General features: G+C 66.7%; 21 protein-coding genes, 4 tRNA genes and 1 pseudogene. 10 read left to right on the top strand and 16 right to left on the bottom strand.

Annotated features, from left to right (window positions below; translation table 11 throughout):
* Positions 1-91: 91 nt before the first annotated feature.
* Positions 92-1,060, bottom strand: a pseudogene (locus NYZ98_RS26040) (IS701 family transposase); the annotation flags it as partial.
* Positions 1,061-1,590: 530 nt separating this feature from the next.
* On the opposite strand from NYZ98_RS26040, the gene NYZ98_RS26035 reads away from it, so the two are divergent.
* Positions 1,591-6,225 (top strand): DNRLRE domain-containing protein, encoded by a 4,635-nt coding sequence (locus NYZ98_RS26035; protein ID WP_262845903.1) that lies wholly within the window; start codon positions 1,591-1,593, stop codon positions 6,223-6,225.
* Positions 6,226-6,306: 81 nt separating this feature from the next.
* On the top strand, positions 6,307-7,362 hold the full coding sequence (locus tag NYZ98_RS26030) for a DUF6461 domain-containing protein (RefSeq protein WP_262845901.1): 1,056 nt from the start codon (positions 6,307-6,309) through the stop codon (positions 7,360-7,362).
* 526 nt (positions 7,363-7,888) lie between these two features.
* Here NYZ98_RS26030 and NYZ98_RS26025 read toward each other — a convergent pair.
* Positions 7,889-7,963, bottom strand: a tRNA-Lys gene (locus NYZ98_RS26025).
* Positions 7,964-8,193: 230 nt separating this feature from the next.
* On the opposite strand from NYZ98_RS26025, the gene NYZ98_RS26020 reads away from it, so the two are divergent.
* Positions 8,194-8,781: a PspC domain-containing protein gene (locus NYZ98_RS26020; protein ID WP_262845899.1), complete on the top strand. Its 588-nt coding sequence runs from the start codon at positions 8,194-8,196 to the stop codon at positions 8,779-8,781.
* Here the strand turns inward: NYZ98_RS26020 and NYZ98_RS26015 are convergent.
* Together NYZ98_RS26015 and NYZ98_RS26010 are read right to left on the bottom strand one after the other, a co-directional pair.
* Positions 8,778-10,070 carry an MFS transporter gene (locus NYZ98_RS26015; protein WP_262845897.1) on the bottom strand — a complete coding sequence of 431 codons (1,293 nt, stop codon included), beginning with the start codon at positions 10,068-10,070 and terminating at the stop codon, positions 8,778-8,780. The genes NYZ98_RS26020 and NYZ98_RS26015 overlap by 4 nt on opposite strands.
* A 204-nt stretch (positions 10,071-10,274) precedes the next feature.
* Positions 10,275-10,616 (bottom strand): metallopeptidase family protein, encoded by a 342-nt coding sequence (locus NYZ98_RS26010; RefSeq protein WP_262845895.1) that lies wholly within the window; start codon positions 10,614-10,616, stop codon positions 10,275-10,277.
* 289 nt (positions 10,617-10,905) lie between these two features.
* Here NYZ98_RS26010 and NYZ98_RS26005 point away from each other — a divergent pair, with 289 nt between their 5' ends.
* The 5 genes from NYZ98_RS26005 to NYZ98_RS25985 all read left to right on the top strand — a co-directional run bounded on the left by NYZ98_RS26005 (position 10,906) and on the right by NYZ98_RS25985 (position 13,579).
* Entirely contained in the window at positions 10,906-12,453 is a 1,548-nt protein-coding gene (locus NYZ98_RS26005; RefSeq protein WP_262845893.1) for a metallophosphoesterase family protein, read from the top strand.
* 85 nt (positions 12,454-12,538) lie between these two features.
* A tRNA-Glu gene (locus NYZ98_RS26000) sits at positions 12,539-12,611 on the top strand.
* 109 nt (positions 12,612-12,720) lie between these two features.
* Positions 12,721-12,795: transfer RNA gene (locus NYZ98_RS25995), tRNA-Asp, on the top strand.
* A 26-nt stretch (positions 12,796-12,821) separates the two neighbouring features.
* Positions 12,822-12,895: transfer RNA gene (locus tag NYZ98_RS25990), tRNA-Phe, on the top strand.
* Positions 12,896-13,000: 105 nt separating this feature from the next.
* Positions 13,001-13,579, top strand: coding sequence for a PIN domain-containing protein (locus NYZ98_RS25985; protein WP_262845892.1), 579 nt, complete (start codon positions 13,001-13,003; stop codon positions 13,577-13,579).
* A 52-nt stretch (positions 13,580-13,631) separates the two neighbouring features.
* Here NYZ98_RS25985 and NYZ98_RS25980 read toward each other — a convergent pair whose 3' ends face one another.
* The 11 genes from NYZ98_RS25980 to NYZ98_RS25930 form a co-directional block, all read right to left on the bottom strand.
* Entirely contained in the window at positions 13,632-14,903 is a 1,272-nt protein-coding gene (locus tag NYZ98_RS25980; RefSeq protein WP_262845889.1) for a tyrosine-type recombinase/integrase, read from the bottom strand.
* Positions 14,903-15,079 (bottom strand): helix-turn-helix domain-containing protein, encoded by a 177-nt coding sequence (locus NYZ98_RS25975; protein ID WP_262845887.1) that lies wholly within the window; start codon positions 15,077-15,079, stop codon positions 14,903-14,905. Before NYZ98_RS25975 ends, NYZ98_RS25980 begins: the two co-directional genes overlap by 1 nt.
* A complete protein-coding gene (locus NYZ98_RS25970; protein ID WP_262845885.1) occupies positions 15,072-16,427 on the bottom strand; it encodes a replication initiator in 1,356 nt (451 codons plus the stop codon). Before NYZ98_RS25970 ends, NYZ98_RS25975 begins: the two co-directional genes overlap by 8 nt.
* Before the next feature lie 132 nt (positions 16,428-16,559).
* The gene (locus tag NYZ98_RS25965; protein ID WP_262845884.1) at positions 16,560-16,682 is read right to left on the bottom strand and encodes a hypothetical protein; all 123 of its coding nucleotides are present in this window, start codon (positions 16,680-16,682) and stop codon (positions 16,560-16,562) included.
* A 73-nt stretch (positions 16,683-16,755) separates the two neighbouring features.
* Entirely contained in the window at positions 16,756-17,112 is a 357-nt protein-coding gene (locus tag NYZ98_RS25960; RefSeq protein ID WP_262845883.1) for a hypothetical protein, read from the bottom strand.
* 14 nt (positions 17,113-17,126) lie between these two features.
* Entirely contained in the window at positions 17,127-17,774 is a 648-nt protein-coding gene (locus NYZ98_RS25955) for a DUF2637 domain-containing protein (RefSeq protein ID WP_262845882.1), read from the bottom strand.
* 5 nt (positions 17,775-17,779) lie between these two features.
* Positions 17,780-18,859 (bottom strand): FtsK/SpoIIIE domain-containing protein, encoded by a 1,080-nt coding sequence (locus NYZ98_RS25950; RefSeq protein WP_262845880.1) that lies wholly within the window; start codon positions 18,857-18,859, stop codon positions 17,780-17,782.
* A gap of 102 nt (positions 18,860-18,961) precedes the next feature.
* On the bottom strand, positions 18,962-19,153 hold the full coding sequence (locus NYZ98_RS25945) for a hypothetical protein (RefSeq protein WP_262845878.1): 192 nt from the start codon (positions 19,151-19,153) through the stop codon (positions 18,962-18,964).
* The gene (locus NYZ98_RS25940; protein ID WP_262845876.1) at positions 19,146-19,484 is read right to left on the bottom strand and encodes an SCO3933 family regulatory protein; all 339 of its coding nucleotides are present in this window, start codon (positions 19,482-19,484) and stop codon (positions 19,146-19,148) included. Before NYZ98_RS25940 ends, NYZ98_RS25945 begins: the two co-directional genes overlap by 8 nt.
* A 327-nt stretch (positions 19,485-19,811) precedes the next feature.
* On the bottom strand, positions 19,812-21,014 hold the full coding sequence (locus NYZ98_RS25935; protein ID WP_262845874.1) for a helix-turn-helix domain-containing protein: 1,203 nt from the start codon (positions 21,012-21,014) through the stop codon (positions 19,812-19,814).
* Positions 21,011-21,319, bottom strand: coding sequence for a putative quinol monooxygenase (locus NYZ98_RS25930; RefSeq protein WP_262845872.1), 309 nt, complete (start codon positions 21,317-21,319; stop codon positions 21,011-21,013). The genes NYZ98_RS25935 and NYZ98_RS25930 overlap by 4 nt, the downstream gene beginning before the upstream one ends.
* A 152-nt stretch (positions 21,320-21,471) precedes the next feature.
* On the opposite strand from NYZ98_RS25930, the gene NYZ98_RS25925 reads away from it, so the two are divergent.
* On the top strand, positions 21,472-21,876 hold the full coding sequence (locus NYZ98_RS25925) for an ATP-binding protein (protein WP_262845870.1): 405 nt from the start codon (positions 21,472-21,474) through the stop codon (positions 21,874-21,876).
* Entirely contained in the window at positions 21,873-22,076 is a 204-nt protein-coding gene (locus tag NYZ98_RS25920) for a hypothetical protein (protein WP_262845868.1), read from the top strand. The genes NYZ98_RS25925 and NYZ98_RS25920 overlap by 4 nt, the downstream gene beginning before the upstream one ends.
* 142 nt (positions 22,077-22,218) lie before the next feature.
* Here the strand turns inward: NYZ98_RS25920 and NYZ98_RS25915 are convergent, their stop codons facing one another.
* Positions 22,219-24,012, bottom strand: a complete 1,794-nt coding sequence (locus NYZ98_RS25915; protein ID WP_262845909.1) for an IS481 family transposase — start codon at positions 24,010-24,012, stop codon at positions 22,219-22,221.
* Positions 24,013-24,669: the final 657 nt, after the last annotated feature.

Raw genomic sequence — 24,669 nt, 5'->3', positions numbered from 1 at the left:
GCGGCTTGGCCACCCGCTACGACAAAACTCCCGAAAGCTACGAGGCCGGACTCCACCTCCGGGGCTCGATCATGTGGCTGAAACTCCTCACCTCAACCACATGATCCGAACCATAAACAGCTCCTAGGCGGTGCAGGGGTGCGGGGGCCGGGGTGTGGCACAGGTAGAAGGCCAGTTGGGACGGTGTGCGGATCGAGCGGCGGATCAGCAGGTGGTGTGCCGGGCCGGTAGTGGCGACCAGCGCCCAGTCGTAGTCCCGCTCGCCTTTGGCGCCGTTCCCGCATGACAGGCGCTGCCACCCTGTTCGGGGGATCTGCCTGACCATGGAATCGGCCCGGATCCTGCCCGCCGGGGTGGTGATGTGGTGGTCGCAGGAGACGGCCAGCACGTAGGCGAGCCGGTGGTCTTCCAGGAAGCGGCGTAGCGGCCCGTTGTCACCGTAGGCCTCATCGGCGGTTACCCAGCCGAACGGCACCTCCGCGGTGATCGCGCGTTCGATCATCGCCTGGAGCAACTGCGGCTTGGTGGCGAACCCCACCTGGTCAGGGATCTTGGCCCGCGCACACCGGCCGGGATCGGCGATCCACGATGCGCGGGGCACATACAGTTCCCGATCCACCAGGGCGCGGCCCCGGCCGGTGGTATAGCCGAGGAACACCCCGATCTGACAGTTGGTGATCTTCCCAGTGGTGCCGGTGTACTGCCGTTGCACCCCGGCAGAGCAGGTGCCCTTTTTCTCAAAGCCGGTGTCGTCACCCACCAGAACGCCATCGGGGTCGCCCAGGCGGCCGATCATATAATCGCGGACATCATCGCGCACCTCGTCGGCATCCCACTTGGCCGTCGTGAACAACCGTTGCATCCCATCGGGCGTTGCCTCACCGGCGTACTCGGCCAACGACCAGCCATTCTTGCGCTCCAGGCCCGAGAGCAGCCCTTCGACGCACAGCCGGGCGCGAAGCCGCACCTCTCGCCGACCGAACCGGCCTGCCACCTGCGCAAACGCCTCATCCAGTCCCGACCGCAGACGGGAGGCTCCCAGCTGTTCTAATCTAGCCAACGCGGCCACCGCATGATCTTCAGTCCCAACACACCTGAATGATCGCAGCGGTGGCCGTCTCGCGCTTATACACGCCTAACCATGGTTACCCATGGACAACCGTGAAGCGGCATCACAGAACCTGAAGCCCAGCCCACATTCCGATCTACGGCTGGAGTACTAGACAGTTCAATCCAGGCCGTTCAGCAGGCATACGCGGTTCATGCTGAACGGCCTGGATTCACAGGTAGTCCCGAACAAAAGAGACCGTGGCACGCGGCCGCGCCTTCTGGCCATGGATTGCGCCGCCCGGCAAAAACACCTCATAGTGCGGGCCGTTTCCCTTACAGAGCACACCGTCCCCGTCACTAGAAACGATCTGTACTTTTAATTGCGCTTTATGTGATAATCACTCCGTTTTGCGACATTCAGCCGCATCTACGTGAAAGGCTGGAGTGAACTCATCACCCACAGCGTCAGGCTTATCCAGCCGGACGCGCCGTCGCGCTGCCCTGATCGGGGTTGTAGCGCTGCCGCTCTCACTGCTGAGCGTGCCCGCGGCCGCCCAGGCCCCCCCACCATCCCCCACCCCGACCCCCGCATCGCTAACCCAGCCGAGCGCCACCCTCGATCCAAAGCTCAAGACCGCCTGGGACAAGGCGGCCACGTCCGGCAAACCCGTTGAGGTGCCTTCCCGGTTCACCGAGACCATGAAGGTCTGGGCACAGCCCGACGGTAAGAACCTGCGCGCCGAGCTGCACACCTGGCCCGTCCAGCTCAAGAACAAGGCCAGCGGCGCCTGGGAGCCCGTCGACACCCGCATCGTGAACCGCGACGGCACGCTGCAGGCCGCACGGGTCAAAACCCCGCTGACCTTTGGCGGGCGTGGCACCAAGCACCTGGTGTCGGCCGCCGAGGAAGAAGGCAAGATCGCCTTGGAGGTGACCCGGGCACTACCGGAGCCGAAGATCTCCGGCAGCACGGTCACCTACCCCGACGCCGTCGCGCCGGGCGCCGACCTGGTGGTGCTGGCCCTGGCCGACGGGTTCGTCTCCCAGGTGGTCTTCCGCCGCAAGCCGGACGGCCCAGTGACGGTACGGCTGCCGCTCACCCTGCCCAAGGGCACCTCGTTCGGCAAAGGCCCCGAGGGGCTGCCGCAGCTGAAAGACGCCAAGGGCGAGGCCAAGGCGGCGCCGGTCGTGCTGACCGCGATGGACGCCAAGGTGGAGGCCTCCCCCGAGCAGGGCAAGAGCTCCCCGGTCACCGCCCGGGTGGAGACCTCCGGCAAGATCTCACAACTGGTGTTCACCCCGGATGCGGCGTTCCTGGCCGACCCGGCGCTCACCTACCCGGTGACGATCGCCGCCGCCTCCCAATGGTTCGGCGGCGGCACCCCCGACGACGCCTGGGTCAGCAAGAACAGCCCAAGCAGCAATAACGCTGCGGCCGGATGGCTGCGCGCCGGCACCACCCAAACCAGCGCCGACATCGCCCGCACCTACCTGAAGTTCAACACCACGGCACCGGAGCTCGTAGGCGCCACGGTGGTTGATGCGGACCTGTATGTCTGGAACTACAAGTCCGGCGGCCCCAACGGCCAGCTATGCGGCAACGAGATCGGGTCAGGCATCGCCGCCTCTCTCATCACTTCCGCCTGGACTCCCACCGGCTTGAGGTGGTCCAACCAGCCTTCCAGCGCCGGCATCTTGGGGGGCTCAGGCAATAAGGCCGGCTACAACATTGACGCTAGCGGCACCTGGTGCGCCGGGGAAGCGGCGCTAGTGCACCGGGTCACCGGCATGGCCCGCGCCTGGATCGAACAGGGCGTCGCCAACCATGGGCTGGTACTGCGCGCCGTCACCGAGAGCCCGGCAATCAACTGGCGTCAGTACTACGCTAGCGAATACAGCGGCGACCCCTACCCGGGCTACCGCCACCCACCCACCCTCATGGTCGAATACACGCCGGCCCCGGAGTATCCGCCCGGTGACGACGTTGGATGGTTCAAGGCCGGCGAAGGCTTCCCCGACAGCGCGACCGCGGACCAGATCCGGGCGGCCACCTACCGGTCGAGCCAGCCGATAGAGGCGGGCGAGGTCTCCGACGCGGAGGCGGAGGCGATGCAGGGACAGGCGCCGGAGTTCGTGGAGAATCCGGCCGTCACCTTCGGACGCCCTGCCGACGTGAGCCAGGAGGAGTGGAACTCACTCAACCCCAACAATCCTCAACCCGATCCCGACCAGCCGTCTGTGATCAGGACGATGCCGGACCTCGGCGCAACGAACGCCCAACCTGACGTGCACGTCGAGGCACGCTTCAGTGAGCCCGTGACAGGGGCGCACATCACTCTCAAGGACCGCACAGGTCAGACGGTGCCCGGCACATCAGGCGCCAACGCTTCAGGAGACGGCGCGGCATTCGTCCCTGACGCGCCCCTAGCGCTCGGCATGCAGTACACCGCGGAGGTCAGCGGGGCCCAGGACGCCGACGGGCATCCGATGGTGGCGCCGTACAACTGGCCGTTCACCATCACGTTGTCGACCTCCACCCCCACGCCGACGCCCACCGACCCGCCAGGCGAGCAGCGGACGATCTCGCTGCCAGTGCAAGCCGACACATGGGTGGACGACCATGGATCAGTCGGACCGCAAGGGCCGACGCTCTGGTCCGGCGCATACGACTATGAACAGTTTAAGGCGATCGAGCGAAGCTTCTTGAGCTTCGACACCTCACCCATCGCAGGTAAGACGATCGTCGGCGCCGAGTTGGAACTGTGGAACGACTCCGCATACGGCTGCGGCACCAGCCAGTCCGGCATCAAGGCACAGCGGCTCACGCAGCCCTGGAACGCCGACCTCCTCACGTGGGACGACCAACCGGCGACCAGCGGCGAGGGTGAGTCGATCGCTCGCGATCCGGGCGGATGCACCGACGACTCCCCGGCGACCGATGTCGCCTGGACCTGGCAGGTGAAGGACATCGTTCAGGCGTGGGCATCGGGTCAGGACGACTACGGTTTCATGCTGCGCGGCGTTGACGAATCCTCGGACGCCCCCCAGTACGACCGTGGATTCCACGCAGCGGAGACCGAAGCGGAGGTCCCGCACCCGCCGGTGTTGAAGGTCACCTTCATTGACGGCGGCGCCGGCCCCAGCCCGAGCCCCACTGCGGGACCGGACACCGTCCCGCCCACCGTCGTCGCCGTGGAACCGGCTGACGGGGCGGACGACGTGGCGCCCGACGCGCACATCAAGGTGACCTTCAGCGAGCCGGTGGCAGCGGCCTCCTTGGCACTCGAAGACATCTTCATGGAGGAGGGCCTACCCGGGGACACGACCATGAGCCCCGACCGAAGGGTGCTGACGTTCACGCCGCGGTGGCCCCTCGACTCCTGGTACTGGTCCACCGTCAGTGGGGTCACGGACGATGCGGGCAACGCCATGGCCGCACCCTACGAGTGGTGGTTCGGCGTAGGGCCGCTCCTGACGATGGCGCCGAAGAAGACTCGGGCGTCCGCCACCACAGCGGGCGGTCCGTCCGTGAGCAGGGCGTGGACGCGTACGCGGAAGGCCGGCGACGGCGTCGCGAAGCTCGTGACCACCACACCGGAATTCATGATCAAGGTAGCCGACCCCGGGAAGCGGCACGCCGTCGTGGAGGTGCAGGTCGAGCACGGCCCGAAGGTTCCGGCACAGGGCAAGGGGCTCATCTGGTCGGGGATCGCGAAGTCCGGCCCCGGATTTATGGGCATCGTCCGCATGCCGGCCGGGAAGATCAGCGACGGCTGGGACGTGCGCTGGCGGGCCCGTGCCCTCAGCGGCGGCGTGACGGGGGCATGGTCCGGTTGGCAGGCGGTCACGGTGGACACGTCTCGCGCGGCACCGCTGGCCTCCGTGAAGGCGGTGGCGGCCGAGCCGACCTTCACCTATGACCGCATCGAGAACGACGCGCAATGCCGCGCGCTGACGGGCCCGAAGGCCTACACGGTGAAGAATTCCTTCAACTGGTGCATGTGGGGTGAGATCGGCTCGCAAGTCAGTTTCTACGTGAACAGGAGGCGCATAGGCTCCGTCAGATACGACGCTCGCGTAACGCTTACCGCTCATTCCTTCACGGGAGAGGCCAAGAGCACCGCGGCCCGGCTGGCGAACCAGTACGACAGCCGGCAGTTCAAGGTGTACTTCCACCTGGACAAACTCGATAGAAGCGGGAAGACGAACATCCCGGCCCTGCTCCCGACGGTCGAAGCCGGGGCGGAGACGTTCCCCTTCAGCCTCGGGCTCGCGTTCAATCCGACGAACAAGTGTTCCGTGTCACCGATCGGATTGAATAAGTTCATATACAAGACCCCCGAGGCATGGGAGCAGGAAGGCGGCAATTTCACCTTTACCTCGGATCCCGCGGACTTCGCGGCGCCGGATCGCAGCGCTCGTTGCAAGTTGCAGCCGCAGGTTCACATGATCGAGCAGGCGTCGGACCCGTACGCATACCTGATGCAGGAGAACCCGGTCTTCCGCTGCGACAGCTCGCCTGCCATCAAGACGGCGAAGGGTGGTTGCGTGGTCTTCAAGGACGGCCGCCCCGTCTTCGAGCTGAGCAAAGCGGCCCAGGTGAAGGGGCCCGGGAATCAGCTCATGACCAACCCGGTCGAACAGTCGGCGCAGCACATCTGGGACGCCTGGAACAAGCCCGCGAGCACCGTGCCCTTCGACCCCGGCAAGAAGATCCCAGGATTTTCCTGGAGCACACCCTTGCAGCGGAACACCGACACCAGCAAGAAGGGACTGGGCGGGCAGAACAGAAAGGTGGCCATCAAACAGTGCGACACTTCCTTCAGCGATCCGCGCCCGCGCCCGCCCGGCAAGCGATACACCCGGAACCTCAAGGACCCCCAGGGGAACACGATCATACGATCGTGCGATGAGTTCCCCTTCGCCGCCACTCACCAAGGAGCGTCCCTGGCGGGCACCAACTATTCGGCTCGCCCGATTTTGGCGACCGACAACTCCACCGCGGGATCCTGGATGGGCTGGTGGTTCGAGCGTAACCGTGTTCTGGAGAAACAGAAGTTCACAGTACGGATCTCGGACAGCCAGGAACCTGGATCAATCGGCTACTATCCGCCGCCGCCGGGCACAGATACCCTGGCCGACGAGCAGATTGTTCCTGACGCCGAGGCTTCCTAGCCGCCCGTACTTCGCATAAGGTGTGGCCCGGCCTCCGGCTTTCCGGTGGGCCGGGCCCTTTCTCTTTGCCAGGAGACGACTTTGAACTCCGATGCGCTGACGCACTATCGCAAGCTGCTGGAGGAGAACCTAGACGTGCCGTTGTGCGTCACGTGGATCGAGTCCATGCCGGCCACCGAGGCGCTCGTCGCGGCGGGAGGGCAGGAGGACGGCTCGGGCAGGCGCACTTTCGCGCAGACCGTACAGGCGGCCTACGACGCGCTTCCCGCTCGGGCCGGCGCGGCGATGGCCGGAAGCCTGGGGTCCTGGACCGTCCTAGTCGAGCCCAATGGCTTTCAAGGGACGCGTCCAGAGGTTCTGGCCCGGTTGGCGCGGCAAGGACGGGCGCTCAGCGTGTTCTGGAACGTCAACGGGGACGGGCAACTCGCCTATGCCGAGCACGGCTGCGTCCTCGTCACGGCGGATCTGTTCGACCCCGAAGAGCTGGAGGACCTCGAAGACCTGCCCGACGCGCTGTCGACCTGGCCCGAGCTGGCGGAACAGGACGATCTCCGCAGCGCGGCCCTGACCTTGGGCGAGATGCTCGCCGGCGAGCGTCTGGACGCTAAGTGGCTGACCGCGGAGCACCAGAGCGCCGTTCTGGACGCGTACGCGGAACCGGCCGGAGCGGTCCTGTCCGGCCAGGACGAGCGCGACCATCTCGCTTATCTCGCCGACGACCCACGCGTGGCCGACCTCATCGCCGCCCCCGGCCCCGGCAGCGCGCGTGAGATCGCCGCGCTGGTGGCGGAAACCGCGTGCGAGCTGAGCGGCATGCACGTGCCGGTGGCCGACCGTGTTCTGGCCGCTCTGGCGGGGGCGCCGAGCCCGGCCGATCTCGCCGAGCTCCGCGCCGAAGTACGTCTCCTCAGCCAGGAACTGCTGGCCCAGAGCCCGCCGGCCGATGGTCCCGTTGAGACCGTGGAACGCTGGCGCGCGCGGTACCAGGCGTTGAGCGTCCTCGAGGCCGCGGTCGGTGAGGACGCCCTGGCCGCGGCCAGGGATGCGATCTGGCAGATCGGCATGCTTCGCCTGGGCGACCGGGCGGGCCGCCGGGTGGGCGCGCTCATGGTAGTGCTGGAACAGCTTCAGAAGTAGGGCCGGGATCGCGTCGCCGCGCCTGAGATCTCGCTTCGGACGACCGCCATGGGCTGTGTTCGGGTGGCTGGCATGCTCTGAGGCGTGATGGCCTCCGGGGAGAATCAGTGCAGAATTGGCGGTAGGGGCGTCATTCGCGGTGTTCCCGGCGCCAGAGCCGGCAGTGCTCCCATTTTCTGCCGGGTATCCCCTGCCGGTGTCCGCCCGTCATAACCAGACGTCAACGATCCCGACCGCGATCCTCGGCGATCTCGACCCCGCCGCGCTGGTCTCGGCCCGCGCCATCCCGCAGAGGCCCATGGAGCAGGCTCACCGCTCCCGAATACCGCGGGGAGGTGACCAACCCCGAGATCCCCGCCCTGCTGGACGACTGACAGTGAGGATGTAGGTGAGCACATCCCGGTGGGTCTGACCCAACGCCTGACTGGCCGCGGGTCCTCCACGGGATCTGTCGACCCTGCCCGGGAGGCGCTCACCTGCACTAGCAAACACCCTCGGACGATCATCGTGCCGGGGGTGTTTTCGCTGGTGGGCCGCCAGGGACTCGAACCCTGAACCTACGGATTAAAAGTCCGCAGCTCTGCCATTGAGCTAGCGGCCCGGCTAGTTTGCAGGGTACTGAGCGTACCGCCCCTCGCGCGACCGTCTTTCCTCTCGTCCGCCGGAGGCGGGATCGGGTCGGGCGCTGGCGAGCATCAGGGCGGCGCGGTTCCCTGTCAGGGTGAGGCCCCGATGGGTCCATGAACATTATCAGGGTTCAGGGCACCACCAGGGTCGCGCCAGGGGGAATCCCGATGTGCGAACGAGGTCCCTCAGGGCAGTCTTGAGGACATGAACGAGATGAACATTCAGGGCCAGCCGACCAGCAAAGAGCTCCGCCGCACCCGTGAGGGCAGGATCGTCGCCGGTGTGTGCTCCGGTGCCGGGGAGTTCGTCGGCATCGACGCCAACATCATCCGCCTCGGGCTCGCCGTCGCCACCCTCTTCGGTGGTCTCGGCATCGGCATCTACGCCGTCGCGTGGCTGCTCATCCCCGACGAGGGCAAGCGGACCTCGATCGTCCAGGATCTGATCACCAAGCAGAAGGACGGCTCGGGGACGACCTGGCAGCAGTTCTCGTCCTACTGGCAGCCGCAGTCCCAGCGGGACGGCCACGCGCCGTACGACGAGCAGCCGTCGCACAAGAACTCGTATTTCGGTGACCAGTCGTCGTACCAGGGTCAGTCCCCCTACGCCGACCGGCCCGCGAGCAGTGACCAGTCCCCGTACGCCGACCGGCCTTCGAGCAGCGACCAGTCCCCGTACGCGGCCCGGCCCGCCCGTAGCGACCAGTCCCCGGTCGACGCTCCCCAGCCCGCCCCTCAGTCGCCGACGAGCCGGCCGCAGTCGCCGGTGGACGAGCCTCCCACGAACGTCTAGGCCACCGGGGTGCGGACCCTGGTGATGATCTCGGTGCGAGACCCGGTCCAGAGCATGGCCAGCATCACGGCCACGGACAGCCCCGCCGCTCCGGCGAGGGCGACCACCGGCTCTGGACCGAGGGCTTGCGCGGCGGCACCGCCGACGAGGATCCCGATGCCCTGGACGGCGAGCAACCCTGACTGTACGAGCCCGAAGGCCTGCCCCCGGCGGCTGGCCGGAACACATTGCACGAACGCGGCATTGGCCGCGAGCTGGTAGGCCCCGCCCATCCCGGCGAGGATCCACAAGGCCAGCACGATGGCGAGCGGTGGCCGCAGGACGCACCCCATGAGCGGGGCGCAGCTCAGCATCGCCATCCAGCCCATCGTCCGCAGTCGCCCGGACGGCGTCACGAAACGGCTGAAGGCGAAGGCCCCGAGCACCGTCCCGGTCGGCATGGCGGCCATGAGAAGGCCCGTGATCAGCGTGATCGTCCGCGGATCGTCGCTCAGCGTCGCGGCGTACGGCACGGCGATGCCCTCGGGAAGCACGTAGAAGCCGCAGAGCCAGGCGAACATGACGAGCGTGCGCAGCCGCTTGTCGCCGAAGACGAGCCGGGCCCCCGACTTGGTCATGGACCAGATGGACGCGTGGATGCCGTTCTCCGGGTACGGCGCGGGGCGGCGGAGTACGCCGATCGTGAGGATCAGCGCCGACGCGAGGAAGGTCACCGCGTCCAGGGCGAGCCCGTGATGGGCCCCGATGGTGGCGATCACCCCGGCTCCCGCCGCGAAGCCCAGCATCTGAACGGCCTGGTTGGTCATGTTCTGCAGGGCGGAGCCCGCCACGTACCGGTCGCCCTCCAGGATCTCGGGCAGCAGCGCCGCGCGGGCGGCGGTGAACGGCGAGCTGAGCAGCACCACGCAGAAGACCAGGGCGCACAGCACGGGGAACGGCATGCTGGGCACGGCCATCAGCCCCACGAGGAGCGCCCGCACGACATCGCACACGATCATGACCTGGCGGCGCGCGTACCGGTCGGCCAGGCCGGCGAGCAGCGGGCCGCCGAGGATCGGCGGCAGGTAGGTCAGTGCGTAGACCGCCGCGGTGGCGAAAGGGGAGCGGGTCCTTTCGAAGACGAGCAGGGCGAGCGCCACCTGGGCGAGCTGGTCGCCGAGCAGGGAAAGGCATTGGCCGACCCACAGCGCGCGGAACTCGCCGATGGCGAAGACCTCGCTGTACGTCGCTTGGCGTTCGGCCGAGCGGCGGTGCCGCCCAGGCAGCCGACCTGGCCTTGTGGCCGCCATATGTCTCCGCTGGGCTCGCTGAGCTGTTCCTGACAGACCGTGTTCAGTATGTCACCTACGGTGCCCGGTCCGCTCGCGGTTGCACAACTCTGATGGCCGCACAGGTCTCTACAAGCGGTCGGTTTCGGGTGGTCTGTCAGGGGCTTCCCGTACGGCGGCCGGCCGGCCTCCGTGCATATGCCCAGGTCGCGCGCTGGTCGGGGACTACCAGCCGAGTTCGTGGAGTCGGTCATCATTGATCCCGAAATGATGAGCTATTTCGTGGACCACGGTGATCTGCACCTCTTCAATGACCTCGTCCTCCGACTCGCAGACCCCGCAGATCGAGTTGCGGTAGATCTCGATCCGGTCCGGGAGCACGCCCGAGTACCACTCACCCCGTTCGGTCAGTGGTATGCCGGTATAGAGCCCGAGAAGCCTCGGTTCGGGGGGATCGTCCACGACGACCATCACCACGTTCTCCATCACCTGGACGAGCTCGGGCGGGATCGTGTCCAGCGCCTCGGCCACGAGCTCCTCGAACTTCTCCCGCGAAACCTCGATCACCTCCCAATCGTGTCATCGCCGCAGGGACGGTGCGATAGCGCCCGCCGCTGGAGCCCCCGGAAACCACGGCGGGCCGTTCTTGACCGTGTCCAGCACCAATGCTGACTCGTGGCTGCTATGAGTCGGGACGGGATTTCGGGTAGGCAAGACGACGATGACTTTCACAAGCTGGAGGGCAGCCGCTCAGCGGCTGAACGGGCGACGCTCCGTACGCCACACCCTGAACATTTTCTTGATCGCCGTCGTCTCCTTAGCCGGGGCCTGGCTCGGTATGGCCATAGGTGCCCATGTGAGCACCGCCGTAGGACCCGCCCAGATCGGGATGAGCCTTCAACCGTCCTGGGGCGGCCAGACCGTCGTCGACATCCGCCCTCTCGGCACGCTCCGGTTCGACTCCCACCACGGGCCCATACAGCTCAGCCTCAGCCTCGACGGGATCCACGCGGACATCGCGCAGCAGCTCCTGGAGAGCCCCAGGTGGGCCGAGACGCTGCCGGACGTGATCGAGGCCGACCTCCAGGCGGGAGTACGCGATCTCGTCATCAGGGCCGTCCTGTGGGCGGTGGCCGGCGGTTCGGTGGTCGGCCTGATCGTCTTCCGGCGATGGAGACGGGCGCTCTGGGCGGGTCTGGGGAGCTTTGTAGCGGTCGCGCTGGTGGCGCTCATGTCGGTGATGACCTTCAACCCACGTTCCATCGCCGAGCCCCGGTACACCGGCCTGCTGACCGGCGTACCGTCCCTGATCGGCAGCGCGGAATCGATCGTCTCGCGCTTCTCGGAGTACCGGGGCCAGCTCGCCAAGCTGGTCACCAACGTCTCCCAGCTCTACCACGCGGGCACGACCCTGCCGGTGTACTCCCCCGATCCGAACACCCTGCGCGTACTGCACGTGTCGGACATCCATCTCAACCTGGTCGCCTGGAACATGATCCGCTCGCTCAAGGACCAGTTCCAGATCAACATGGTCCTGGACACAGGGGACATCGCCGACCACGGGACCGTGGCCGAGAACAAGTTCGTCGAGGAGATCGGCAAGCTGGGGCTCCCGTACGTGTACGTCCGGGGAAACCACGACTCCATCGCCACCGAGCGCGCGGTCGCCCGCCAGAAGAACGCCATCGTGCTGGACGGCAACGCGAAGACCGTCGAGGGCCTGCGGATCTACGGGATAGGCGACCCGAGGTTCACGCCCGACAAGACCGTCGACGTCAAGTCCGACGCCAAGATGCTGGAGGACCTCGGAAAGGCGCACGCCGCCCGCCTGACACCGGACGACGGAAAGCCGTCCAAGGCCAAGAACTCCTCCAAGTCCTCCTCCACCCACTCAAAGCCCTCATCCAAGGCCCAAGCTTCTCCGTCCGCAGTCCCTCCGTCCGATTCGCCGACCTCGAAGCTGACCAGATCCACGGCCCCCGCGGCCGGGCCCCTCGCCAAGAAGATCCCCGTGGACGTCGTCGCGGTACACGACCCGACGGTCGGACGGGCGTTCGACGGCGCCGTACCCCTCGTCCTCGCCGGCCACGTCCACGAGCGCTCGACGACCCTGCTCCAGTCGGGCACCCGGCTGATGATCCAGGGTTCCACCGGCGGGGCCGGACTGCGCGGCCTCGAACACGACGAACCCACGCCGATCCAGGCCTCCGTGCTCTACTTCGACAGGACCTCCCACCGGCTCCAGGCCTGGGACGACGTCACGCTGGGAGGGCTCGGTGAGCAGTGGGTACAGATCCAGCGTCACATAGAGCCTGAGCCGGGTCGTACAATTTCTCCGGAGCAGGTTCCGGCCCCGTCGCCAACGGGAGAGGAGTCCAGCTCCGAGACGCCGTTCAATCGCTAAACCGCTTTGGCATCGGGGGCCTGAGTCCCCTATGCTTCAGGGGTCTCCGACGGAAGGCGTCACGGATCCAGGACGAGAGTCCTGAGCCCCCATCGTCTAGCGGCCTAGGACACCGCCCTTTCAAGGCGGCGGCACGGGTTCGAATCCCGTTGGGGGCACGCGTGAGCCGACGCTCACCAGTGAGACCGGAGGTCGAAGATCTCCGAAGAGCTGGTAGGCTAAGCGAGCGCAAACGGTCGAGGGCCACAAGCCCTCGACGACAAGCAAGGTCCTGTAGAGCAGTTTGGAGTGCTCGCCACCCTGTCAAGGTGGAGGTCGCGGGTTCAAGTCCCGTCAGGACCGCTGTGGTAGGTGTCGTATCACCACCGGGTCAGGTAGCTCAGTCGGTACGAGCGTCCGCCTGAAAAGCGGAAGGTCGGCGGTTCGACCCCGCCCCTGACCACATCAGCTGAACAGCACAAACGCCCCGAGCCGATCACGGCCGGGGCGTTTTTTGTTGTGCTTGACGACAACGCTGACGACAACCTTCAAGATCGGAGGTGTGGCTATGGACGTCACTCCCTATCTGAACCGGACCCACCTCACCTTCTTCATCGACACCAACATCATCGGTGATCGCGATGAGCCGGTGGTGACTCTAGTGCGTCTCCGCACCGAGGGTTGGATCAACCTCCAGCGCACAGACACCGTGGATACGGAGCTTGCCAAGGCGAGGAGGGAGATTCGGGCGAAACTCACTGAGGAGAGTGCTCAGTATCCAGAGTCTTATGGTCCTCTAGTACTTGATCACTCTCGAACGGATACGTCAGTACTTGGTGACGAAGAGGACACTCGGCGACTTCAAAAGATCTTCTCGATCATGCGTCCAGGGGCATCTTGGGAGAAGGTTCGTGAAAACCACATTCGGGACGCCATGCATGTCTCGACTGCCATCCGCTACGGGGGCGACGGCTTCGTAACAAAGGACACGGGCATCTTGCGCTCTGAGCACTTGATTGCTGCCGAGTTCGGCTTCCGCATCTATCACCCCCAGCAGGCTCTGGAGGAGGCTTTCAGCAGAGTGTCGAATATGCGTGAGCTTCATCGGCGAGAGCCGGACCGTGGACAACTCCCACCATGGCCTTAGCCAAGAATGAAGGCCCGGTTAAGTCACCGGGCCCTCATAGGACATGAAAAGATCAGGCCAGGACGTCTCCAAGCTTGCCGAGGGCCGCGCGCTTATCGCTGAGCGACGAGTGGGCGTAGATGGTCATGGTCACCTCGATGTCAGAGTGCCCGACGATCTCCTTGACGGTGTGCGGGGGTACTCCGAGGTCGAGGAGCAAGCTGACGCAGGTGTGCCGGAGGTCGTGAAGCCGTACGGCTCCGAGGCCGGCCGTGGCGCGAATCTCTGCCCAGCTCCGTCGCAGGTTGTCCGGCTCCATAGGCGTACCACGGCGCGAAGGGAAGACCAGCCCGTGATCTTCCCAGTCTGGCCAGCGGTCCGAGCGCTCCGCGATCTGCCTCTTATGGTGCTCCCTGAGTACGTCGAGGCAGAGCGGCGGCAGAGGGATTGTGCGCTCGGAGTCTTCCGACTTGGGCTTCACGAACCGGAGTTGACCGGCGACTCGCTGGAGAGCCTGGATCACTTCCAAACTGCCGGCTTCTAGGTCGATGTCCTTCCAGCGGAGCCCGAGGAGCTCCCCTCGCCGCAGGCCAAGGCAGACCGCAAGCACGTACAGCGCACCAAGGCGATGAGCCTGCGCCGCGTTAAGAATCGCTTTAGCTTGAGCGACCGTGAGCCCCCGGTTGACCTTGTACTTCGGGGGCGAGATCTTGACGAGCTTCGCGACGTTCCGATGGATGACCTCTTCACGGACAGCGTTCTCCAAGGCGTTCCGGAGAACCGCGTGAATCGATTGCACCATGCGAGCCTGGATCTTGTGCTCACAGCAGGCGCCGCCCTTCTTGGCGCAGCACTCGGATGGCTTACGAGCCTTGTCCCATCCGCGCTGGCAGCACTGGCAACCGTTCCGCAGCGACGTGACGAACTGGCGGACTTCGGCCGCGTTAAGCTTGTCGAGCCGCTTCCTGCCAAGAGCGGGGACGAGGTAGCGCCGAATCACACCCTCATACCCTTGCACCGTCTTGGGACGCCGTTCGGCTCGAACGACGTGCTCCAGCCAGTACGTCAGGTAATCGCCGACTGTCCAACTCTCCGCCGCCACGGGGATGCCCCGGTCACCCTGTGCCTTGAGTTTAATGAACTTGGTGTGGCATTCCTCGCGGGTCCTTCCGTACACGCTGATCCGCTTGACCGTGCCCGCTGTGGTGGGGAGGAAGACCTTAGCCTCGTATCGACCGTCCTTACGCTGGACAATTGTTCCCTCACCGTTGGACCGTTTCCGGGAGGTGCGGGTCTTCGTGTTCTTAAGCTCTTCCTCGGGGTTGCTGATTGCGCTCTTTGACATCACGCCACCGCCTTGAGGGAGTCGATGCATTCGGCCAGCGAGTCGACAGGGACGAGGCGACGGCGTCCGATCTTGATGGTCTTGAGCTGGTTGGAGTGGATCAGGGTGTAGAGGGTCCACCGACTGATGCGGAGCCGTAGAGCGGCCTCGTCGAGGGTGAGCACGAGGTCATCCATGCGAGGCCTCCAGATGGGGCGAATGGTCGGACGTAGGCGATCTGACGAGGGCAGCGGCTAGGACGGCGTCACCGGCGGACAGGCCCTTACCGACGTAGGCCCAGTGGGCGATCACGAGAACCGCGTCTTCGTCGAAGAGGGGTAGGCGTCCGGTGGTGATCGCATCGTCGCGGCGATGGTCGACACGTTCGGCGCGGAGTTGGCCGAGGGTGGTGGAGTACTGGCGGGATTTGGTGGAAAAGTGGCCGCGGAAGCCGAGCATGTGCGCCCATTCGGCGAGCCGGAGGTCTGCCAGGCCCTCGAGGGTGCCGAGGCGGAGGCATTCGGTGATGAAGCGACGGGCGTGGTCGCGGATGGGCAGGGTGGTGAGGTCTTCGGTGGGGTTGATGCGCCGGTCGAGGGTGCCGACGCATTCGGCGGCTTTGGTGGCGTACTTGGCGATGTAGCCGGCGACGGCCTGGTCGGTGAGGTCGCCGTCCAGGGTGATGGGCCGGACGTCGAGTTGTCCGCCCCAGCGCAGGACGGCGGACGGGTTGCCGTCGACGGCGGGGGCCTTCACGGTGACGGCGTGGTGTGCGTGGTGGACGGCTTGGGCCAGGACGTCGGTGGTTGCCCAGTCGGGTGGCGGGGAGGTGGGGCCGTCGGGTCCGTCGAGGCGGATCACGGCGTGGAAGTGGACGACCCCGCGGCGTTGGTATTCGGCGACTTTGGCGAAGGAGATGCTCAGTTCTTCGCGCAGCCCCTTGACGCTGTGGCCGGTGATCTTGGCGACGTGACGGCGCAACGCGAGGGTGAAGCGGCGCCACAGTTCCGGGGCCAGGGCGTTAAAGAAGGCCGACCCGGTGTAGCTGTAGCAGTCGGGACACAGCGGTTCGCCCAGGCGTTCCTCGTCGGCGCCGTGCCGCGCGGTGCAGGACATCACCCGACCGTGCGGGCAGGTGGGTGCGTCGCGCCGGGGGTGGCAGGGCAGCACTTTGCCGTTCTTCTCCCGCCGGGTGTGGACGGTGCCGAATGATGGTGCGGTGAGGGTGACGAACAGGCACGGGTGCGTGCTGACGGTGGTGGGCACGCCTTTGCCGCCGGCCAAGCCGGCGCGGATCAGGTGGTAGGTATCGGCCCGGTAGGTCTCGGCGCAGGAGGGGCAGCGGGAGGCGCGCCGGGTCTTGCACGGGACGCGGAGCACGCCGCCGGGTTCGGTGGTGGTTGAGTAGCGGTGCAGCAGGGTGCCGGTCGCCTGGTCGAGGTGCAGGACGTGGCCGCGCAGGTGGATGGGCTGTCGGCATCCGCCGGTTGCGCGGATCTGTGCGGCCCATCGGGAGTAGTCGGGGTCATGGAGCCGGGCGATCATCCCGGCAACCACACGTGGATCGGTCGGGTTGGGCAAGATGGGTTCCGTCCTGTGCAGAGTGATCTGTGAGGGATGGCCCCCGGCGTGGCGCGGAACTTGGCGGTTGTGTGGCCACGCGGGGGGCGCTTACGGCTATGCGCCGTGGTTGTCGATTCCGAAGCCGTCGCAGTCGCGGCAGGTGTCGGCCATGCTGTCGACGCCGGTTCCGCCGCAGGTCGCGCAGCGGTAGTGGACCACCGGAAGCGGTTCGGTCATCGCCTGTTGTGGGGTCTGCTGGGCTGGCGTGTGCTGTGGGTGGAGGTGGGCGCCCATGGTGGTGGTCCCTTGGTCAGGTGGTGGGGACGGCCGTGTGGTCTGGGGTGACGCAGCCGTGGTAGCTGCTGAAGGCGTCGTGCCTGGCGCGGGCGTCGGCGAGGATGGCGAACGCCTCGTAGCGGACCGGTCCGAAGTGCAGGGCGGTCGAGTAGTGGTCGTGAGCCAGGGCGCCGGAGTCGATCTTCGTGCCGCACAATGCGGCGATCCGGTCGATCTCGGCGCACATCTCCGCATCGGCGCTGCGCTCGGGGAAGTAGCCGATGGTGGTGGAGAACCGGGGTACGGGGACGTCGGGGTTGGTCTCCAGGAAGGTGGCCAGGTGTCGGAGTCCGGTGATGAAGGCCGTGCGGTGGTCGGGGTCGAGGGACATGGGTGGTGCTCCCTTCATGAGGTTTCCGGTGCGGTGCGCAGGTGGTGCAGGAGGTCGGTGGCGAGTTGGGTGGACACGCCGAGCCGGGCGCGCAGCAGGTCGAGGGTGATGGGCTTGCCGTGTTTGGCGTTGTGCTCGGTAACCACGCGCCGGGCGTAGTCCAGGAGCGCGGGAGAGGGTTGGGCGCTGTCGCCCTGGCCGCTATCGGCGGCCGGCGGGAGCACTGGTACCGAGGTGGTCTGCGCAGCGACGGTTGGAGTTGGGGAGGGTTCGGGGTGGGGGCCGGTCGCGCGTCGTTCGAGCATCGAGACGGCGACGAGGAATGCCGCTGCGGGGGTTGCGGCGGTGAGCCAGCCCCAGACCGAGGGTTCGGCCTGGTGGAGGTTGGCGGCCAGGGACAGGACGATTCCGGCGACCAGGACGCAGGTGGGCCAGGACAGCGGGCCGGCCCGGTGGCGGCCGGTCTTCTTGTCGCGTTGCCGTTCGCGGGCGGCCATGACGCAGGTCAGGTCGACGCACACGGCCACCGCCCAGGCCATCGCGCCTGTCTGCCCGTGCTCTACAGCGGTCTGTCGTACGTGGGAGAAGGAGCCGGCACCGGCGATCAGCGCCAAGACGATGACGGGACCAGAGTCCAGCAGCCAGGAGGCCAGGCGTCGCATGCCGCTCAGCCCTCCAGGACGGCCGTTTCAGGGGCGAGGAACTCGGCGAGGTCGGCGTCGCTCAACTCGGCGCAGTAGGCACCGGCCATGACTTCGGCCCAGGACGGAGTCAGACCGGCGTAGGTGCGGGTGGCGACTTCGGCGGCTTGCTCGGAGACGTAGAAGGAGCGCGCCCGGTACCACTGGCCGTCTTGGCCGGCCACGATCGCGACGCCGGGGGTCTCGGAGGCGATGGCCCGTGCGGAGACCAGGGCCGCGGGGTCGAGGTCGCCGAGGGTCATGGTCGCGGTTTCGGGATCGTTGACGCGGTGGCAGATCCGTCCCGAGCACTGTGCGCGCAGCGCGGTCACGCCGGGGCCGAGGTCGGAGCCGATCCTTTGGCCGCAGCAGAACAGGTAGATCCCGAACGCCCGGCCGAGCTGGGCGACCCGTAGGAGTGCTGTGGAGGTCTTGGCGATTTCGTCTTTCTCGGATTTGTCGGCCATCAGGTACAGCTCTGCCAGCTCGTCGACCAGCACCACCACCGGGACCGGCCGCTGGGCGCCGGACAGTTGCCAGATGTTGCGTGCTCCGGCCGTGCGGCAGGCGGCCATCCGGTCCACCATCAGCGAGACCAGGTCGTCGAGGAGGCTCACGCATTCGGTGCGGGAGGTGGCCAGGGCCGACAGGCGGGGTTCGTACGGCGTGAACTCCACGCCGCCTTTGAGGTCGAAGCCGACCATTGCCACCGGTTGCGGGGACAGTCCGATGATCAGGGCGTTGGCGAGGTTGGATTTGCCCGATTGGGTGGCGCCGGCGTTGAGCCAGTGCGGGACGGTGCGGAAGTCGATGACCCAGGGGGAACCGGTTTCCAGCCGGCCGACGGTGACCTTGAGCAGTTCGGTCGAGATGGGGAGTTGGTCGATTCGGACCAGCGGGTCGCGGATGGTCGCGGCCAGGGTGACGCGCCCGCGTTTGGTGGAGGAGACGCGTACGGCGTGGACGCGCCAGGAGTGCGCGAGCCGTTCGGAGACCTTGGTGTAGTCCTCGGGGATCTGCCCTTCCAGGAGGCGGATGGTGACGCGCCAGCCGTGGCGGGTCGGCATGGGCAGCCACATCCACGGTTTGGTGTCGACCGCGACCCGTTGCAGGCGCCGTTTGACGCGGACCAGGCCGGTTGAGGAGATTAGTCCGGGGACGGTGGTGAACTAGAAGCGCTGCCGCTTCTTGGTCAGGCCGCAGCCGAGGGCCACCTTGCGCCAGGTGAGGCGGACCGTGATGGCGGTCAGCGGGTAGCCCAGGCAGAGCCAGAAAGAGCGGTAGTGCCAGCGGCGCCAGGCCCAGAGCCCGGCCGCCGAGGCGGCCAGGACTCCGAGGGTGAGGAGAAGATGGTCAGACACCGCGAGCCTCCGCGGTGACGGCGGCCAGGAGCGTCGAGGCGCGGTAGGCGATGCCCCAGCGTCCCGACAGTTCCCACACATATCCGATCAGGCCGACAGGCTTGACCTCGTTGCCGGGGAACACCGAGGGCTCCCCGACGACACCGATCTTGACCAGCTCGATCTTTCCGAAGGCGTCCTCCACGGAGAACAGCACCTCGTAGACGGTCTGGCCGGTGGCCTTGTCGGTCTTGAGCTCGCCGGTCTCCTTGTTCATGATGCGCGGGCACGGAGCCTTCACACAGATGAACTGGAGCCGGGAGACGTCGACCGGGATGGGGATGTTGCGCATGCTGAATACACCTCTCGTCGGCCTGCTGAGCAGGCATGGGGGACGAGGGAGATCACGCGCCGTCAGAATCCGGAGGCGATAGCATCGAAGCGCCAACTAGGGTGCTGACCGCATCCGGCCTGGGCGGGGTCTCCCGCTCAGGCCACCTTTATGTGTGGCCCGTTCCGCTCCGGGGTGAGCGGTCTTTCTGTTTTCGGCCCTGAAACGCAGAAGAGCGTTTGCGTTGGGCTGTTACCTCCTGTCCAGGAAAGCTTCAGCGACAACACAAACGCTACCTCGCACCGCGAGTATCTGCTAGTACTTTTAGTATTAGTGCACGTACTTTTTCTACACTCCGATCCGGTCAGCGAGTTCCCGCAGCTCAGGGGATGGTGGGTCTTGCATGGTCAGCAAATCGGACACCAACTGGTAGGTGATTCGGTGGTTCCTAATCTGCTCAGGCGTGATCGTCTCAGCCTCCAGCAGCGCGGACACCGCCTCTTCGACCTGACGACGCTGCGCGTGAGCGCGAGCCAGGTCGACATGAAGCCGGGCACGCCGCTCGGGAGACAACACCGAGGTGTCCACCGCCGTCCCGACCCGAAGCGCGTGACCCGCGTCGCCCAGCTCGACCCCCACAGCCACCTCATGAAGCGTGACATTGGCTGGCCCGAACTCGGTGTTGTAGTCGTTGCGCCCTTCCCCCAGCCGCTCCGCGACCTCACGAGCCCGCGCCAGATGCTGGTAGGCGGTATCGGCCTCGTTCAATCGGGACGCGGCCACGGCCCGTTGCAAGGTCAGGCCACCCCACAGCGACATGGCCTCGGGCTTGCCCTCGTCGACCATGAACCACAGCGCCTCAGCAGCCGTCCGCGCCGTCTCCTCCACCTGGTCGAAGTGCCGCGCCCCCAAGAAGACGAAGCCGAGCCGGAAAGCACCGGCCGCCATCAGCAACGGGCTACCCGCCCGCTCCGCCGCCACGATCGCCCGGTCGGCCGCGATCCACGCGGCCTCAGGCTCACCCAGCTTGGCCAGCGCCGCCGAGCACGCCTGATAGGTCGCCGCCAGCAGTTGGAACAGCTCCGCCCGCCGCTCCTCGGGAGCCGAGCGGGCAGCGGTCTCCAGCGCAGGCACCAACCCGCGCAAAAGGTCGGCCAGCTCTACATACCGGCTCTCGTGCGTCAGCTCCCACGCCCGATCGACCCGCGGCTTGATCTCGGAGGTGTCCGGGACGGGAGCCGAGTGCAGCATGGCCCGCAGCGAATGCGCCCCCGACAGCACCAGGCGCAGACTTGCCGTTCCCGGGATCTCCTCAACGGAGGCCGCGACCACCGGCGCCTCCGCCGCCAGCTCCGACAACGGGATGTCCAGAGCCTCGGCGACCTTCTCCAGGACCGACATCCGGTCGACCTTGCGCACACCGCGCTCTACCTGGGAGATCCACGCCACCGACCGGTCGACCAACCGCGCCAGCTCCGGTTGCGACAGCCCCCGCCGCTTACGCTCCTGGGCGATGCGCCGGCCCAGTGCTCGCTGATATTCGGTGCTCACCCGGCCGTTCCCTTACCGGACTGGAGCGACAGCCAGTCGACCTCGACCGAGGCCAGCAGCTCATCCCGCGCCGCGAGGAACCGCCGGGTGTGCTCCTGCTCCTCGTGGGTGTCGAACGCCGCCCGGTCCCGGTACAGCTCGTAGAAGATCCGCAGGAGCGGCTGCCCCTCGACCAGGTGCGATGCGTACACCAGCGTCCCCGGCTCACCCTCGCGGATCTTCTCGATGGTCTCGCCGACCAGTTGGTCGAACGCCGCGGCGCTCGCCTCGTCCTTACAGGTGAACCGGACCACCAGACCGAACATGAACTCCTCCTTCGTCGCAGCCTCTACCAGAGCAGTACTTATTGTGCGTGGCAAGTACCGCAAGTGGCTTGCACTCTAAGTACTGTACTCGTACTTTAAGTATCAGGCATAGATACAGTGCCCTGACCTGCTAGATCGCGAGGTGAGCCCACGTGACCGCACCCACCAACAGCCATAAAGGCACCGAAGAATGGCACCAGACCTTCCTCGGAAGAGTGGAACAAGTACGCGCGGTCCGCCGCTTCGTCAAGACCCACCTCCCCGACCACCCCGACGCCGACCTCATCGCCAGCGAACTCGCCACCAACGCCGTCGAGCACACCCGCACCGGACAACCCGGCGGAATCTTCACCACCACCGTCAAACATCACCCCGACGGCACCGCCTTCATCGAGATCGCCGACCAAGGCGGCCCCATCACCTTCGGCATCCGCACCCCCACCCGCGAAGGCGGACGAGGACTCCACCTCATCACCGCCCTCACCACCGCATGGGGAGTCAACGGCGACGCCGCCGGCCGAATCGTCTGGGTCCGCCTACCCCCACCCACCCCATGACCACCCCAGAACCAGCCTTACAAGGCCTCCGCCACCGCTTCCCCCACTGGGCCATCCTCTACAACCCCTTCACCTACCGCTGGCACGCCCTCCACGGTCGCACCACCACCCTCACCGCCGACACCCCGCAGGAACTCGCCGAACGCATCGTCCGCCACCAAGTCCACCAACGCCTGACCAGACCCCAACCACGACGCTGAATAGCACCCAGGGGCAACCGGCGAAGTACCAGTCCAGAGGCACCGAAAGCGTGACAGCATCAAGATCATCGGAGTCCGCGTTCTTTGTGAATGCTCAGGTGATGCTTGACTGATCGTTTTCGGCTGATGCTTTCCACTGGGCCTAGTTCCTGTAGTTGATATTGCCGCTCGCGCGGAGCCGGGTCACCTCCTTGATGACGGTCCGGGGGTGTGTCGACAGCAGTTGTCCCTGGTCCAGGACGTGGAATTGGGTGCTGTCGACGATGACGGTGAGGACTTTGCCGCGGTGGATCGTGCCGACCTGTAGCTTGCAGCCGGCGACTTTCAGCCCGCCGCTGTTGGACACCACCCGCTGCACCTGGAGCGGACCGGCTGGAGCAGCGGGCGGGTCCCCGGCCAGGCGGGCACCGTGCAGTCGGCCCCGCTGCGCGGGGGTGAGAGGACTGGGCCGGGTTTTCACCAGCACTCCCTCGTCGAGGACCTGGATCAGCCGGGCGTCGATGCGCAAGGTGACCCGCTTGCCGGCCAGCGGCAGACCGACACTGATCAATCTGCCCGCCAAGCCAACACAGCCGGCGCCGTTGACCAGCCGCTCGACCTGCACGACCGCGTCCGCGGCCAACTCGCCGACCGGGACGGCATCCGCGGGGGCCGGGCGAGCCGGTCGTCCATCCCGAGCGAGCAAACGCGCCAAATCGGAGTCGCTGAGCATCACCGGGTGGGTCTTGAGCAGCTTGCCCGCGTGAAACAGATGCATCGTGGTCGCGTTGACCCAGACCGTCACCTGCCGCCCGGCCATCTCCCGGCCCAGCCAGATCTGCCGTTTGCCCGCGGTCATGTTCCCGCTGCCGGGCACGATGCGGTCGAACTCCACCGCGACCGGAGACCCGGCAGCGCAGACAACGACGGACTCGGCAGACGGCTCGGGCACCGACCGACCAGATACGGCGAGCGGCACTGCTGCCAATTCGGCAGGAAGGCGCAACGGCAGGTCCGCAGCCTCGTCTTCGGCTTGGTGCGCCACCGGGCGAGCGCGCCGGGTGAACCGCGAGGCCGGGGTCGCCATGTCCAAGGCCTGATGAGGACGCGCCGTGTTGTAGTCGGCCACCCAGACATCCAACGCCGCCTGAGCATGCTCAAGATCCTCAAACGGCGCGTGGGCGGCCAGGAACTCCTGGCGCACCGTCTTGTGCCAGCGCTCGATCTTCCCCGTCGTGGTGGGTGAGCGCGGCTTGGTGTTGCGCACCGTCACACCGTTCTCCCGGCAGATCCGCTCGAACAGCACCTCGGTCGCACGGGGCTTGGTGAACCGGCCGGTGAACTGCTTGCCGTTGTCGGTGAGCACCTCCTCCGGCACCCCGTAGGTTCGCATCGCCGCGGCGAACGCCCGGCACACCGCACGCCCGGACGCGCGGACCACCAACTCGGCGATCACGATGAACCGGGAATGGTCGTCGATCCCGGTGACCAGCTTCAGCTCCCGCCCGTCGGCCAGCATCACCCCGCCCATCACATCCATCTGCCACAGCTCCATCGCCGTCTGGCGCTCCCAGCGCTTATACGACGACCGCGGCCGGCGACGCCGCCCCGGGACGATCAACGTGTTGCGCACCAAAATCCGATACAACGTCGCCAGCGACGGCACCGGTTCCACACCGCGCACCGCCAGCTCATGCGCCAGCCGCTGCGGCCCCCACCGCGGATGCGCCCGCCGCAGCTCACACACCAGCGCCTCCACCGCCCCCGCCGTCTGATGCGGGCACTGCTGGGGACGATGCGAACGATCCGCCAACGCGGCAAGACCCCCATCGCGATACCGGCGCACCCACGCGTGCACCGACTGCCGCGACACCCCATGCCGTTCGGCGACCTCGGTCACCGGACAACCGGCCTGAACCTCCAGCACAGCGCGATACCGCTGCTCCATGACGCTCAACTCCACCAGCGCCAACCCGACCTCCCACATGATCGTCACCGATCACACAGCAAGGCAGGTCAGCCAGACAGGTGTAAAGCATCAACCGAATCGGCCGCGTCAAGCATCAACCGAGGTAGGACAGGAGTCCGCGTTCTTGCGGATGAGAACTTTCTCTATGTCTTTAAAGGCGGCCCGCTGCGCGGCCCGCCGGGCGCGCCGGTCGGCAAGCGTGCCCGGCTGCGGCTCTTCGGCCGGTCCGGGCACGCACCGCCCCGCGCGCCCGAGGGTCGGCAGAGGCCACCAGTAAGAGGGTCAGAGTCACTCTCTTCGCTCCTCGTCATGTCGGCTGGGCGTTGGCTACTTGCTACCTGTCCCGCCAGCCCCGTCACGGAGATCGCCTGACTACGGCCGTTGAGAACTTCCTCGCGCTCGGATGGTTCCAATGAGTTCCGGTCGTCGTGGCTCAGCTAGTGGTGGGCCGTCACACTGATACAGATTGCGATCGCGCTGTGGCTGGTCACCTCACAGAGTTAAGGGCGATCGAAGGGCCGGGGCTTCGCCCTGGCCCGCCGAGCCACCAAGGTGCGCGTCTGCATACTGCTGTCGCCAGCGACCAGCCCCATACGCTGTGCCACTGTGCGGATTTGCCCCCCGACTGCGCGGCGAGGTGTTGCC

The sequence above is a fragment of the Sphaerisporangium corydalis genome (genome assembly GCF_025506355.1).
Taxonomy (GTDB): domain Bacteria; phylum Actinomycetota; class Actinomycetes; order Streptosporangiales; family Streptosporangiaceae; genus Sphaerisporangium; species Sphaerisporangium corydalis.
This window is presented reverse-complemented; position numbering and strand designations above follow the sequence as displayed.